General features: G+C 72.9%; 11 protein-coding genes. 5 read left to right on the top strand and 6 right to left on the bottom strand.

The genetic code is table 11. The features are described 5' to 3' along the window. Positions 1–108 precede the first annotated feature (108 nt). Entirely contained in the window at positions 109–414 is a 306-nt protein-coding gene (locus ACIOFR_RS09245; RefSeq protein WP_400993924.1) for a MoaD/ThiS family protein, read from the bottom strand. Between the two features lie 664 nt (positions 415–1,078). Here ACIOFR_RS09245 and ACIOFR_RS09250 point away from each other — a divergent pair. The 5 genes from ACIOFR_RS09250 to ACIOFR_RS09270 all read left to right on the top strand — a co-directional run bounded on the left by ACIOFR_RS09250 (position 1,079) and on the right by ACIOFR_RS09270 (position 6,645). Further along, complete coding sequence (locus ACIOFR_RS09250) at positions 1,079–1,816, top strand: response regulator transcription factor (RefSeq protein WP_400993926.1); 738 nt, start codon at positions 1,079–1,081, stop codon at positions 1,814–1,816. A gap of 134 nt (positions 1,817–1,950) precedes the next feature. Beyond that, positions 1,951–2,994, top strand: a complete 1,044-nt coding sequence (locus ACIOFR_RS09255) for a LacI family DNA-binding transcriptional regulator (RefSeq protein WP_400993928.1) — start codon at positions 1,951–1,953, stop codon at positions 2,992–2,994. 116 nt (positions 2,995–3,110) lie between these two features. Beyond that, the gene (locus ACIOFR_RS09260; RefSeq protein ID WP_400993930.1) at positions 3,111–4,307 is read left to right on the top strand and encodes a S1C family serine protease; all 1,197 of its coding nucleotides are present in this window, start codon (positions 3,111–3,113) and stop codon (positions 4,305–4,307) included. A gap of 59 nt (positions 4,308–4,366) precedes the next feature. Next, the gene (locus tag ACIOFR_RS09265; RefSeq protein ID WP_400993932.1) at positions 4,367–5,140 is read left to right on the top strand and encodes a response regulator transcription factor; all 774 of its coding nucleotides are present in this window, start codon (positions 4,367–4,369) and stop codon (positions 5,138–5,140) included. Continuing rightward, a complete protein-coding gene (locus ACIOFR_RS09270; RefSeq protein WP_400993934.1) occupies positions 5,137–6,645 on the top strand; it encodes a sensor histidine kinase in 1,509 nt (502 codons plus the stop codon). The genes ACIOFR_RS09265 and ACIOFR_RS09270 overlap by 4 nt, the downstream gene beginning before the upstream one ends. Before the next feature lie 76 nt (positions 6,646–6,721). On the opposite strand, the gene ACIOFR_RS09275 is transcribed toward ACIOFR_RS09270, so the two are convergent. The 5 genes from ACIOFR_RS09275 to ACIOFR_RS09295 all read right to left on the bottom strand — a co-directional run bounded on the left by ACIOFR_RS09275 (position 6,722) and on the right by ACIOFR_RS09295 (position 13,950). Continuing rightward, the gene (locus ACIOFR_RS09275) at positions 6,722–8,557 is read right to left on the bottom strand and encodes a bifunctional metallophosphatase/5'-nucleotidase (protein WP_400993937.1); all 1,836 of its coding nucleotides are present in this window, start codon (positions 8,555–8,557) and stop codon (positions 6,722–6,724) included. 347 nt (positions 8,558–8,904) lie between these two features. After that, positions 8,905–10,254, bottom strand: coding sequence for an ATP-binding protein (locus tag ACIOFR_RS09280; RefSeq protein ID WP_400993939.1), 1,350 nt, complete (start codon positions 10,252–10,254; stop codon positions 8,905–8,907). A 19-nt stretch (positions 10,255–10,273) separates the two neighbouring features. Next, positions 10,274–11,848 carry an SCO6880 family protein gene (locus tag ACIOFR_RS09285; protein WP_400993941.1) on the bottom strand — a complete coding sequence of 525 codons (1,575 nt, stop codon included), beginning with the start codon at positions 11,846–11,848 and terminating at the stop codon, positions 10,274–10,276. A 7-nt stretch (positions 11,849–11,855) separates the two neighbouring features. Continuing rightward, positions 11,856–13,133, bottom strand: coding sequence for a hypothetical protein (locus ACIOFR_RS09290; protein WP_400993944.1), 1,278 nt, complete (start codon positions 13,131–13,133; stop codon positions 11,856–11,858). Continuing rightward, positions 13,123–13,950 (bottom strand): hypothetical protein, encoded by an 828-nt coding sequence (locus tag ACIOFR_RS09295; RefSeq protein WP_400993946.1) that lies wholly within the window; start codon positions 13,948–13,950, stop codon positions 13,123–13,125. Before ACIOFR_RS09295 ends, ACIOFR_RS09290 begins: the two co-directional genes overlap by 11 nt. Positions 13,951–13,953: the final 3 nt, after the last annotated feature.

Genomic DNA, 13,953 nt, shown 5'->3' on the forward strand with positions numbered 1-13,953 from the left:
GGTCGTCGCCGCCGAACGGCGTGCAGTCGTCCATCCTCACAGCCGTACGGGGATACGACGATCACCCCGGGCGCCATGGTTCCTGGCGGATGCCCGGCAGCGCCGGGCTCAGCCCCCGGCGAAGGGCGGCAGCACCTCGACCGTGCCGCCCGCGCTCAGCCGCACCGAGGCGTGGTCCCGCCCGCCGACCGGGTCACTGTCGACCAGGTACGAGCAGACCCCGAGCACCCGCAGCAGCTCCGGCCGGTCCGCGTGCCGCTCCCGCGCCCCGGCCAGCGCCTCGGCCAGCGTGGCGGCCAGGTACGGCTCCTCGGCCACCCCCGCCGCGGCCTTGGCGGCGGCCCAGTAGCGCAGCGTCCCGCTCACTCGAACGGGTGAGGCGTCCGCGGTCCGGACATCGGTGGTCGCAGTCATGGCAACCCCTTCCAGTGGTCCTCGCCCGGTGCGGCGGCCGGCTCCCGTGCCGGGCCGCCCACGCCAAAGGTGTACACGTACGGTGCGGCCGGTGCGGCTCCCATGATGACCCCATCACCCGTCCGCGCGGCAACACCCCAGGTCGCGGACCGGGCACCGGAAGCGCCCACGGGTGGCGGACGTCACGCCCCGACGGGCCCGGATCCCGGCCCTGTCACGCTGCGCACCCTCCCGCTGCGCGGCGTGGTCGGCTATTCTCGGTGCCGTGAGGGATCCGGGCAGAGTCGCCCCCGGGTCCTTTTGTGCTTTCAGGACGCCAGTACGGACGTCCTTGCGAACGGCGCCCCACCCGCGCCGCTCAGCGAGGACCGCCCCGCGAGCGCGGCACGACGGTGTGCCGCGGTCCGCCGGGGCGTCGCAATCGGCGCCGGGCCCCCGCCCGGCGCGGGCACAGACCGGAAGGTTCGCGGATGGGCAGGGCAGCTGCGGAGCACCACCAGGGGTTGCGGGACCCCCGGCACCCGCTCCGCACCGCCGTGCGCGCCGCCGTGCCGGCCGGATCTCACCCTGCGGACGTCCCCCCACCCCACCACGCAGTCGCGACGGGCGGCCACGGCACCCGACGCCCTGCGACCGCGACGACCCGGAAAGGGGACTACCGGGTATGAGTTCTCTCCTCCTGCTCACCAACGCCCTCCAGCCGTCCGCCGAGGTTCTGCCCGCGCTCGGGCTGCTGCTGCACAACGTCCGGGTGGCGCCCGCCGAGGGCTCGGCGCTGGTCGACACCCCGAGCGCCGACGTCATCCTGGTCGACGGCCGGCGTGACCTGCCGCAGATCCGCAGCCTGTGCCAGCTGCTCCGCTCCACCGGCATCGGCTGCCCGCTGATCCTGGTGGTCACCGAGGGCGGCCTGGCCGCCGTCACCGCGGAGTGGGGCATCGACGACGTCCTGCTGGACACCGCGGGCCCGGCCGAGGTCGAGGCCCGACTGCGGCTGGCCATGGGCCGGCTGCAGGTGGTCACCGACGACAGCCCGATGGAGATCCGCAACGGCGACCTCTCGGTCGACGAGGCCACCTACTCCGCCAAGCTCAAGGGCCGCGTCCTCGACCTCACCTTCAAGGAGTTCGAGCTGCTCAAGTACCTCGCCCAGCACCCCGGCCGGGTCTTCACCCGGGCGCAGCTGCTGCAGGAGGTCTGGGGCTACGACTACTTCGGCGGCACCCGCACGGTGGACGTGCACGTCCGGCGGCTGCGGGCCAAGCTCGGCGTCGAGCACGAGCAGCTGATCGGCACCGTCCGCAACGTCGGCTACCGGTTCGTGGTGCCGGAGAAGCCGGACAAGGGCGAGCGTCCCGGCAACGAGTCGCGCACCTCGACCGGCGCCGCGCAGCAGGCCTGAACCGGCGGTCGGCGGGGCCTTCACCCCGCCGGCCGCCCGGCTTGTCGGGCTATGCCCGAATCGCCCCTCGCCGCCGCCCGAAGCGTCGTGACACTGCTCGTACCGCCGCCGCGCCACCCGCGTAGACTCCCTGCGTGGCCAAGGTGACGCGCGACGATGTAGCCCGACTGGCTGGGACCTCGACCGCGGTCGTCAGCTACGTGATCAACAACGGGCCGCGTCCTGTCGCGCCCGCGACCAAGGAGAAGGTGCTCGCTGCCATCGAGCAGCTCGGGTACCGCCCCAACAGCGTCGCCCAGGCGATGGCCTCCCGCCGCACCAACCTGATCGGCATGGTGGTGCCGGACGCCCGGCAGCCCTTCTTCGCCGAGATGGCGCACGCCGTGGAACGCGCCGCCTCCGAGCGCGGCAAGCTGGTGCTGATCGGCAACTCCGACTACGTCGACGACCGCGAGGTCCACTACGTCCGCGCCTTCCTGGGCATGCGGGTCTCCGGCCTGATCCTGGTCAGCCAGGGGCCCTCGCAGCGCGCCGCCGAGGAGTTCGCCGCCATGGAGGGCGCCAAGGTGGTGCTGCTGCACCGCCGTCCCGAGGCGATCGACGACGTCGCGGTGGTCACCGAGGACGTCGGCGGCGCCGAGACCGCCGTGCGCCACCTGCTGGAGGTGCACGGGCACCCGTACGTGGTCTGCTTCGGCGGCCCGGTGGAGTCCCCCGCGCCCGGCGACCCGGTCATCGACCACGTCGAGGGCTGGCAGCGCGCCATGGAGGCGCACGAGCTGCCCGTCGAGCCGAACCTGATCGACGCCCCGTTCCACCGCTACGGCGCCTACGAGGTCGCGGTCGAGCTGCTGCGCTCGCCGCAGCGGCCGCCGGCCATCTTCTGCTCCACCGACGACCAGGCGATCGGCGTGCTCCGGGCCGCCCGCGAGGTCGGCCTGCGGGTCCCGGAGGACCTCGCGGTGGCCGGCTTCGACGACATCCCCGAGGCGGCCCTCGCCGACCCGCCGCTGACCACCGTCGCCTCGGACCGGGACGCGATGGCCCGGGCCGCCGTCGACCTGGTGCTGGACGACTCGCTGATGGTCCCCGGCTCCGGCACCGAGCGGGTGCGCACCTTCCAGTCCCGCCTGGTGGTCCGGCGTTCCTGCGGCTGCGGCGGCGCCGACCAGCAGTGATGCCGTCCGGCGGTCATCCGTACGCTGACCAGGCTTTATGAGAAGTCAACGGGCTTCTCGGGAGGCTCTGACCGGGCTCTCATGGGATCTTCATGATCCGGACGGACCGTGACTCCATGAGCGACCAGCAGCGCAGCAACCCCGACCGGCACCCCGACGCGCCCCACGGCTCCCACGACCCGTACGGCGCCCCCGCCCCCCACGGCTCCCACGACCCGTACGGCGACCAGGCCGGCTGGGCCCCGCCGCAGCCCGCCGAGGCGCCCACCGCCCACGTCCTGGAGGGCACCGTCCTGCGGGACGACACCGGTGGCTCCCACCACGACCGGCCCGGCACCCCCGAGCCGCCCGCCCCGCCCGAGCCGGCGTCCGGCCCCGCGACCGGACCCGCCGACCACCGCGGCGGCCGGGCCCGCCGCGGACTGCTCAGGAGCCGGCTCGTCCTGGTCGCCGCGGTCGCCACCGTCGCCGCGCTGATCGGCGGCGTCACCGGCGGCGTGCTCGCCGACGCCCGGGGCGACCAGGCCGGCGCGGCCTCCACCCTGGTCAGCCCGGTCTCCGCGAAGTCCGACGGCACCGCGAACGTCTCCGCGATCGCCGCCGCCGTCTCCCCCAGCGTCGTCCAGATCACCGTCAGGACCGCGGACGGCACCGCCACCGGCACCGGCGTGGTCATCACCTCCGGCGGGCAGATCCTCACCAACTACCACGTGATCTCCGGCGCGGTCTCCGACGGCGGCCAGATCACCGTCACCTTCAAGGACGGCCGCACCGCGACCGCCACCGTCACCGGCACCGACAAGGGCCTCGACGTCGCCGTCATCGACGCCGCCGGCGTCTCCGGGCTCACCGCCGCCGCACTCGGCGACTCCTCCGGCGTCCGGGTCGGCGACGAGGTGGTCGCCATCGGCAACCCCGAGGGCCTGACCGGGACGGTCACCTCCGGCATCATCAGCGCCATGAACCGCAAGGTCACCGTCCAGGTCGACGAGGGCTCCACCCGGGGCAACGGCGGCTTCGGCTTCCCCAACCTGCCCGGCCTGAACGGCAACCGCTCCACCGCGTCCGGCGGCGACACCGCCACCTACCAGGCGCTGCAGACCGACGCCGCGCTCAACCCCGGCAACTCCGGCGGCCCGCTGCTCAACGCCAACGGCCAGGTGGTCGGGATCAACTCCGCGATGTACTCGGCGAGCGGCGCCGGCTCCACCGCGGACTCCGGCACCGCGGGCAGCGTCGGCCTCGGCTTCGCCATCCCGATCAACGACGTCAGGCAGGTCCTCCCCCGGCTGCAGGCCGGTCAGAACCTGTAAACCGGGCCCCACCGCAGGACAATGGCCAGACCGTACGGACTCAGAAAGGGCCCGAGCCCATGAATCCCCCCGCCGACGACCGCACCTCTGCCGAGGCCGCGGGCCCCACCGCCCGCGTCCTGGTGGTCGACGACGAACCCGCCCTGCGGGACGCCCTGGAGAGCAGCCTCGCCTTCGAGGGCTACGAGGTGGCCACCGCCACCGACGGCTACGAGGCCCTGGAGGCGGTCGAACGCCAGCGGCCCGACCTCGTCCTGCTCGACATCATGATGCCCCGGATGGACGGGCTCACCACCGTCCGCCGGATGCGCTCGCGCGGCGACGCCGTACCGGTGCTGATGCTCACCGCCCGCGACGCGGTCGGCGACCGGGTCACCGGCCTGGACGTCGGCGCCGACGACTACCTCGCCAAGCCCTTCGAGCTGGACGAACTGCTCGCCCGGGTCCGCGCCCTGCTGCGCCGCAACGCCCTCGCCGCCGAGGCCGCCGCCCGCGCCTCGGTCGACGCCGACGCCAGCGAGGTGCTCGCCTTCGCCGACCTGCGGATGAACCTCGCCACCCGCGAGGTCACCCGCGAGGGCCGCCCGATCGAACTGACCCGCACCGAGTTCATGCTGCTGGAGATGTTCCTGGCCCACCCGCGCCAGGTGCTGACCAGGGAACAGATCCTCAAGGCGGTCTGGGGCTTCGACTTCGAGCCGTCCTCCAACTCCCTCGACGTGTACGTGATGTACCTGCGCCGCAAGACCGAGCAGGGCGGCATGCCCCGCGTCATCCAGACCGTCCGCGGCGTCGGCTACGCCCTGCGGAGCGCCACCGGCGCGGCAGCGTGAGCGAGGCCGTCCCGCCGAAGCCCGCCCACCCGCCGCGGCGCGCACGGCGCCTGCGACCGGTCGAGTGGTACCGCAGCCGCTCGCTGCGCAGCCGGCTGTCCATGCTCACCGCCGCCGCGGTGGCCATCGCGATCGCACTGTCCGCGCTGGCCTGCTGGTTCCTGGTCCGGGACCGGCTCTACCAGCAGGTCAACAGCAACCTGGCGGAGGCGCCCACCGACCCGTTCTTCAACGGCCCGCCGCGCCAGGACAACACGCTCGCCTGCGGCACCACCCCGGCGTCCGCGTTCGCCCGTGCCAAGAGCTCGACCGACCGGCACCGGCCCCTGAAGTGGGACATCGAGCTGATCGCCGCGGACGGCTCCGCCTGCTTCCCCCCGGGCGCCTCCCACGCCGTCCAGACCTCCCCCGCCGACCTGTCGGTGCTGACCTCCCGGACCGCCTCCTACCGGGACGGCCAGTACGTCGACGGCACCCCCGCCCGGGTGCTGGCCTTCCCGGTGACGGTCGGCATCGACGACCAGCCCCTCAAGCAGTACGTGGCGCTGGTCGCCCTGCCCGTCGACACCGTGCAGGACTCCCTGAACAACCTCGCCCTGATCCTGCTCGGCGTGGTCGGCGTCGGCACGGTCGGCGCCGGGTTCATCGGCCGTCTGGTCGCCCGGTCCGCCCTGCGCCCGGTCGACGACCTCACCGACGTGGTCGAGCACATCGCCCGTACCGAGGAGGTCGGCACGACCATCCCGGTGCACGGCAACGACGAGATCGCCCGGCTGTCCACCTCGTTCAACTCGATGTCCACCGCGCTCGCCAACTCCCGCGAGCGGCAGACCCGGCTGATCGCGGACGCCGGCCACGAACTGCGCACCCCGCTCACCTCGCTGCGCACCAACGTCGACCTGTTGATCCGCAGCGACGACACCGGCCGGGCGCTGCCGCCCGCCACCCGGGCCAAGATGCTGGGCAACATGAAGGCGCAGATGCAGGAGCTGACCCTGCTGATCGGCGACCTGCTGCAGCTCTCCCGGCCGGACTCCCCCAAGCCGGGGCAGAACATGTCCGTGGTGGCCCTGCACGAGATCGCCGACCGGGCGGTCGACCGGGCCCGGCTGCGCGGTCCGGGGCTCGCCTTCGAGCTGGCCATCAGCCCCTGGTACGTGCACGGCGACGGGCCGGCGCTGGAGCGGGCGGTGATCAACCTGCTGGACAACGCGGTGAAGTACAGCCCGCCCGGCGGGACCGTCGAGGTGACGCTGTCCGCCGGCCGGCTGACCGTCCGCGACCACGGCCCGGGCATCCCGGCGGAGGAACTGCCCTACGTCTTCGACCGGTTCTGGCGCTCGCCGTCCTCCCGGCAGCTGCTGGGTTCGGGGCTGGGCCTGTCGATCGTGGCGCAGGCCGTCCGGGACGGCGGCGGCGAGGTGTCGCTCGGCCCGGCCGCGGACGGTGGTCCGGGCGCGCTGGCCACCATCCTGCTGCCCGGCCGGCCGGACCGGCCGCAGTAGCGGCGCCCTGGGCCCGCCGCGGCACGCCGAGGGCGGGACACCCGCAGGTGCCCCGCCCTCCCGGCGCTGGAGCGGGTCAGTCCTTGTCCGCGCCCGAGCCGATGATCTTGATCCGGTCCTGGGCCGGGACCTTCAGCGGGGAGCCCGCCTTGCTGTTGGCGCCCAGGTAGGCCGCGAACAGGTCCAGGTCCGAGGCGCCGACCAGCTTGTCGGTGCCGGCCGCGAAGGCCGGGAAGCCGTCGCCGCCGCCGGCCAGGAACTCGTTGGCCGCGACGCGGTACGAGGCGGCCGGGTCGATCGCGGCACCGTTCAGCCTGACCGAGTCGACCAGGACGCGGGCCGCGCCGGTCTTGGTCATGTCCAGCGTGTAGGTGAAGCCCGCCGAGTTCTGCAGGATCTTCGGCGCGGCCTCGTTGGGCCCGCTCACCTGCTGCTGGAGCAGCTGGACGATCTGGGCCCCGGTCAGCGTCTTGACCTGCATCATGTTGGTGAACGGCTGGACGGTGAACGCCTCGCCGTAGGTCACGACGCCGTCGCCCTCGGCCCCGGAGGCCTTGAAGACCAGGTCGGAACGGATGCCGCCCGGGTTCATGAAGGCGATCTGCGCGCCGCCCTTGTCCTTGGGCGCGAGTCCGGCCAGCTGCGCGTCGGCGATCACGTCACCGAGCGGCTTCTCCAGGTCGGCCGAGCCGCGGCCGTTGATGTCCGCGCTGATCCAGCCGAGCGCCCGGTTGGCGATCGGGGCGGCCAGCGTGCGGTAGTAGTCGATCAGCTTGGTGATGTCCGCGGCCTTCGGCACGTTCTGCCGGACGACGTGGTTGGCGGCGGTGACCGACGGGCGGACGACCGTGCCGCTGCGCTTGTCGATCTTCAGGTCGATCTCGGTGTAGAGCCGGCCGAAGGAGGCGGCGCTGGTCACCGAGCGCGGGACGCCGTTGGGGTCCGGGATGCTGCACGCGTACGCGTTGTGGGTGTGACCGGTGACGATCGCGCCGACCGACGGGTCGATCTTCTTGGCGATGTCCACGATCGGCCCGGAGACGCCGGAGCCGCCCGCGCCGCAGTCGAAGTCGTAGACCGGGCTGGCCGGGTAGCCGCCCTCGTGGATCAGGGCCACGATCGAGTTGACGCCCTTGCGCTTGAGCTCCGCGGCGTACTTGTTGATGGTGGCGACCTCGTTGCCGAACTTCAGGCCCTTGACGCCCTCGGCGGTCACGATGTTGGGCGTGCCCTCCAGCGTGACGCCGATGAAGCCGACCTTCACGCCGTCGACCTTGGTCACCCAGTACGGGTCCAGGATCGGGCGGTTGGTCTTCTCGTTGGTGACGTTGGCGGCGAGGTACTCGAAGTCGGCGCCCTTGAACTTGCGGCCCTTGGCGTAGCAGCCGTCGGTCGGGTGGCAGCCGCCGTTCTGGAGCCGGAGCAGCTCCTTGGCGCCCTCGTCGAACTCGTGGTTGCCGACGCTGGTGACGTCCAGGCCGAGCTTGTTCATCGCCTCGATGGTCGGCTCGTCGTGGAACAGGCCGGACATCAGCGGGCTCGCGCCGACGATGTCGCCGGCCGCGACGGTGATCGAGTTGGAGTGGCCCTTGCGGGCCTCGCGCAGCGCGGTGGCCAGGTACTCGACGCCGCCGGCCGGGGTGGAGACGGTCTGCTTGGTGACCGGGTCGATCTCCTTGATGGTGCCCGAGGAGCCCGCCGGGGGCTCCAGGTTGCCGTGGAGGTCGTTGATGGCCAGCAGCTGGAGGTCGACGACCTTCGGCTTGTGGTGGTGACCGTAGCCGTAGCCGTAGTCGTCGTAGTCGTGCGCCTGGGCGACGCCGGGCACGATCACGGTGCCGAACAGGCCTGCGGCGGCGGCGGCGCTGTACGCCGCCTTGCGGTAGCGACCGGTGAGACCGGTGGTGGGCATGAGGGATCCCCTGGACCGTCGGGGCCCCGGCTGGGACGGGGCCGGGCTGGCAGGTGCCGTGTGACGGGGTGAAGCCTAGGGTCAACGCGCGTAGCTGTCAGGACCCTGGACGTAACGACCGGGTTTCCGGAACCTGACGGCCCGTTGATGTCCGACCCGCGTTCCCGGCCGGCCCGGCCGGGCCCCGGGCCGACCCCCGGACGGTTCGCCGGCCAACGGCCCTTACCGGCGAAGGCCCCGGCGCGCCGCCGGGAGGCCGCCGCGGCGCGCCGAGCGCCGGGCACCCGCCCCGCGCACCGCACCGGCCGGCCCGGACCAGTGGTGATCATCACTAGGCCCGGGCCGCCTCACCGCCGCGGCTCGGCCGCCAAGTGCTGTTCGGCGCGCTCCCGTTCGGCCACCGCGTCCTCCGTCATCGCCCGGTCGGTGTAGACCAGCGGCCGCTCGGCCTCGGTGATGATGTGCTTGACCACCTGGACGTTGCCGTTGACGTCCCACACCGCGATGCCGGGCGAGAGGGTCGGAATGATCTCGACCGCCCAGCGCGGCAGCCCGAGCACCCGGCCGGTGGCTCTCGCCTCCTCGGCCTTCTGCATGTAGATGGTCCGGGTGGAGGCCATCTTGAGGATCGCCGACGCCTCCTTGGCCGCCGCACCGTCCACCACGTCGGACAGGTGGTGCACCACCGCCACGAAGGACAGGCCGAGCCGGCGCCCGAACTTCAGCAGCCGCTGGAACAGTTGCGCCACGAACGGACTGTTGATGATGTGCCAGGCCTCCTCCACCAGGAAGATCCGCTTCACCCGGTCCGGCCGCAGCCAGGTGTGCTCCAGCCAGACCCCGACGATCGCCATCAGGATCGGCATCGCGATCGAGTTGCGGTCGATGTGCGAGAGGTCGAAGACGATCAGCGGCGCGTCCAGGTCGATGCCCTCGGTGGTCGGCCCGTCGAACATGCCGCGCAGGTCGCCGTCGACCAGCCGGTCCAGCACCAACGCCACGTCCAGGCCCCAGGACTGCACGTCGTCCACCGCCACCCCGAGCGAGGCGATCGACGACAGCTCCGGGCTGCGCAGGGTGTTGATGATGTCGTCCAGCACCGGCTGGCGGTCCGTCACCGAGCCGATCACGTAGGCGTGCGCGGCCTTGAGCGCGAAGCCGGCCCGCTCGTCCAGCCCGTGCCCCATCGCGACCTCGATGATGGTGCGCAGCAGCGACAGCTGGCCGGTGGTGGTGATCGACGGGTCCAGCGGGTTCAGCCGCACGCCGCCGTCCCGGGCGGACATCGGGTCGAGCCGGATCGACTTTATGCCGAGCGCGTTGGCGATCAGGTTCCACTCGCCGACACCGTCCTCGCCCTGCGCGTCCAGCACCACCACCTGGCGGTCGCGGAACCTCAACTGCCGCAGCACGTACGTCTTCTCCAGCGCGGACTTGCCGTTGCCGGACTCGCCCAGCACCAGCCAGTGCGGGGCCGGCAGCTGCTGGCCGTACAGCTGGAACGGGTCGTAGACGTAGCCCTTGCCGCTGTAGACCTCCCGGCCGATGATCACGCCCGAGTCGCCCAGACCGGGCGCCGCGGTGGGCAGGTAGACGGCCTGGGCCTGGCCGGTGGAGGTGCGGACGGGGAGCCGGGTGGTCTCCACCTTGCCGAACATCAGGCTGGTGAAGGCCTCGGTCAGGTTGCCGATCGCCATGACGGTGCCTCCTGCGGGGTCAGCGGCGGATGCCGGTGGCGAACGGGAGGGTGTTGACGAAGGCCCGGTGGTGCTCGCGGTCACACCACTCCAGCTTCAGGTAGCTCTTGCCCGCCGAGGCCCTTATGGTCCGCTTGTCGCGGGCCAGCGCCTCGGGACTGCGGGCCGACACCGTGAGGTAGCCGACCAGGTTGACGCCGGCCGCGCCGGAGGCGAGGTCGTCGCCGCGCTGGTCCACCCGGCCGGTGTGGGCCAGGTCGCGCGGGTCGACGGTGCGGTTCATCTTGGCCGCGCGGTTGGCCTCGGCCTCGTCGTTGGTCTTCTCGGTGAGCATCCGCTCGATCGCGACGTCGGTCGGCTCCAGGTCCATCGTCACCGCGACCGTCCGGATCACGTCCGGGGTGTGCACCAGCAGCGGCGCCAGGAAGTTGACGCCCACCGGGGTGAGCGGCCACTCCTTGATCCAGGCGGTGGCGTGGCACCACGGCTCGCGGGTGGCGGACTCCCTGGTCTTGGCCGTCAGCAGCTGCGGATGGGTGGCGTCCAGCTCGGCCGGCCAGGCGTTGCGCCGGCTCATCGCCTGCAGGTGGTCGATCGGGTGGTCCGGGTCGTACATCGAGTGCACCAGCGAGGCCAACCGGGCCTGGCCCAGCGGCTGGCGGACCCGGATGTCGGCCTCCGCCAGCCGGGCACAGATGTCGGTCAGCTCGCGGGCCATCACGGTGGCCAGGCCGTCGTCGTCCCGCACCCGGCGGCCGTCCGCGGTCCGGCCCATGGCGTGCGCCTCGGCCGCGAGGTCGCGGGTGTAGTGCATGCAGGCGACCAGGTACGCGCGGTGCTGCTCGGAGGAGGTCGACACCATCGACTGCAGCTGGTCGTACGACTCCTTGAGCCAGCGCGGCGACTCCTGGGAGCCGCGCCGCTCGACGTCCTTGGCGTGCGCGTCCGGGTCGGCGGGCAGCGTCCGGGCCAGGATCTGCAACCGGGTCACGAAGCCGTCGCCGTTGGCCACGTGCTTGAGCAGGGTTCCGAACCGGTCGACCAGGGTCTCCTGGTCCTCGGAGTCCCGCAGGCCCACGCCGGGGCCCTCGATCTCGATCGCGGCGGTGACCGTCCGGCGCTCCAGGTGCATCAGCACCGCGACCTCGTCCGGCCCGAACGGCGCGGACAGCCAGCGCAGCCGGCCCACCCCGGGCGGCGGACCGATCTCGACCTCGCGCCCGTCCAGCCGGGTGCCCGCGTCGATCACCTCGGACTTCCACACCGCCCGGCCACTGCGCAGCGTCCGGCGGTACGTGCGGTTGATCTCGGCCCACTTGTAGAAGGTACGCCGCCGGTACGGCACGTACACCGCCATGATGGCGAGCAGCGGGAAGCCGACCAGGCCGGCGATCCGCAGCGGCAGGATCGGCAGCAGCAGGCCCCACATCATGCCGAGGAACGCGCCGAAGATGATCAGCACGATCTCGCCGGTCTCCCGGTTGCGTCCGATCGGCGCGTTGGGCCGGGACTTGCCGATCAGGTACGTGCGGCGCTGGTGTACGTACGGCTGGGCGTACTGGGTTCCGTACTGGCCGAGCGGTTCGCTGCTCACCGACCCGTCACCCTCCCTTCGCTGAGTTGCTGTCACGGATCATGGGCGGGGCCTGCGGCGGGGGTGCGGGCGCGGGGGTGCGGCCGGCGTGCGCGGCGATGCCGGGGGCGACGGAGCCGCCACCGGAGCCGGCGGAGGCGTTGGCGGTCTGCGGGCCGCCGCGCGAGCCGTGGGCGGAGATGCCCTGCTTCACCAGGTTCGCCGGGCCGCTGATCATCGCCGAGCCGGCCGAGACCGCACCGGCCCGCGCGTTGCGCAGCTGGAGCATCTCGTCGCCGAGGCCGGGCACGAAGCGGTAGACGGCCGCGCTGGCGAAGATCGACAGGAACAGGATGGCCAGGCCGGAGAGCACCCGGGCGAAGTCGTCGTCCGCGCCGGCTCCGGTGGCGACCGCGCCCGCCAGACCGAGGATGATCACGATGATCGGCTTGGCCAGGTCGACCGCGAGCATCAGCCCGGCCCAGCGGCGGACGTGCTTCCACAGCTGCTTGTCGACCAGGCCGGCGTAGACCGCGGTGCCCAGCAGCGCACCGACGTAGAGCATCGCGGCGCGGATCAGCAGCTCGATCCAGAGCACCGCCGCGGCGAGCACCGCCACCAGCGAGACGATGATCAGGATCAGCGGGCCGCCGCCCATGGTGCCCTTCTCCAGGGTGTCGGCGAAGCCGCCCAGATAGGTGCCGGTGTCCGACTTGGTACCGGCCGCGATCGCGGCCGTCAGCCCGTCGGTGACGCTGACCAGGGTGAACAGGATCAGCGGGGTGAAGGCGGAGGCCACCACCGTCAGCCACAGGAAGCCGATCGCCTCGGCGAAGGCCTGGCCGAGCGGGGCGCCGCGGACGGCCCGCTTGGTGACGGCGAGCAGCCACAGCACCAGGGTGATGATGGTGGAGCCGGCGAAGACCACCGCGTACTGCTGCAGGAAGGCGGCGTTGGTGAAGTCGACCTGGGTGGTGCCGTCGATCGCACCGGACAGCTTCCGGACCACCCACGCGGCCGCCTGGGCGCAGCCCTTGGCCAGCGAGCCGAGCGGATCGGTGACGCCGGAGACGGTGCCGCTGCCCGGCACCACGACGGCGCCGGGCGGCGCGCAGAGCCGGTCGGCGCCCAGCACGGTGGCCTCCTGGCCGGCGCACTTGGAGACCGAGGGGCTCGGCGAGGGGCTCGGGGTGGGGTCGGCGAAGACCCGCTGCGCCGTCACCAGGGCGGCGAGCTGGAGGGCCGCCATGGCGCCGCCGAGCGTGGCCGCCCGGGGCAACAGGCGGGCCGGGCCGTCAGCGGGCATAGCGGAAGCCTCCGAACTGCCTGACGGCGTTGGTGATGTCCTCGGCGGTGGCCGCCTGCTGGTCGCCCGGCACGGGGGCCGGTCCGGCGGCGCGGGAGAAGTCGGTGACCTTCCAGTCGCCGCCGTTCCACCGCATGGTGACGGTCAGCGTGTACCAGTCCTGGGACACCGGCTTGGTCGAGCCCTCGCCGGCCAGCCCGTACAGTCCGGTGCACCAGACGTCGACCCGGGTGGCGGTGTCTGCGAAGTTGGTGGTCCGGGTGCCGACCGGGACGCTGCGGCTGACGAAGGTCTGCCCCTTGGGGGCCTTGCCCTGCGCGTCCAGTCCGAAGCCGGCGACGGTCTCCGGGCCGAAGGCCCGGTCCAGCCGCTCCTGGAGCTGCGCGGTGACGGTGGGGTCGGTGACGGCGGCCACCAGGGTGTGCCGGGTGTCGGCCCCGAACATCTCGGCCGAGCCCAGGGCGGCCGCGTAGTTGGCGGCGGCCGACTGGGCGCCCTGGTCGGTGTGCGGGAAGCCGTTGGCGACCCCGTTGGCGGAGGTGGCGACCGGCTGCTGCCCACTGGCGGCGGTCCCGGCCGCGCCCGGTACGGCGTCGCCGGCGGACCCGCCGGTCCGCTCGCCGGAGCCGGCCGACCCGCCCGGGTCCGGCTTGCCGCGGTTGGCGATCGAGATGGCCAGCACCAGCAGGGTGACCACCACCAGCACGGCGAGCAGGGTCCGCAGCGGCCGTGACTGACGCCCGCTCACCTGGTAGGAGGACTGTTCGGCGACCGGTAGCCGCGTACGGGTGTGCGGCTGGTCGTCGGACAACGGCACGGC

This window comes from Kitasatospora sp. NPDC088346, from assembly GCF_044740765.1.
Classification (GTDB): Bacteria; Actinomycetota; Actinomycetes; order Streptomycetales; family Streptomycetaceae; genus Kitasatospora.

Coding starts and splice junctions, on each gene's coding strand:
- ACIOFR_RS09275 (WP_400993937.1), bottom strand. CDS start 8,557: ATGCCCACCACCGGTCTCACCGGTCGCTACCGCAAGGCGGCGTACAGC.
- ACIOFR_RS09280 (WP_400993939.1), bottom strand. CDS start 10,254: ATGGCGATCGGCAACCTGACCGAGGCCTTCACCAGCCTGATGTTCGGC.
- ACIOFR_RS09290 (WP_400993944.1), bottom strand. CDS start 13,133: ATGCCCGCTGACGGCCCGGCCCGCCTGTTGCCCCGGGCGGCCACGCTC.
- ACIOFR_RS09260 (WP_400993930.1), top strand. CDS start 3,111: ATGAGCGACCAGCAGCGCAGCAACCCCGACCGGCACCCCGACGCGCCC.
- ACIOFR_RS09250 (WP_400993926.1), top strand. CDS start 1,079: ATGAGTTCTCTCCTCCTGCTCACCAACGCCCTCCAGCCGTCCGCCGAG.
- ACIOFR_RS09245 (WP_400993924.1), bottom strand. CDS start 414: ATGACTGCGACCACCGATGTCCGGACCGCGGACGCCTCACCCGTTCGA.
- ACIOFR_RS09265 (WP_400993932.1), top strand. CDS start 4,367: ATGAATCCCCCCGCCGACGACCGCACCTCTGCCGAGGCCGCGGGCCCC.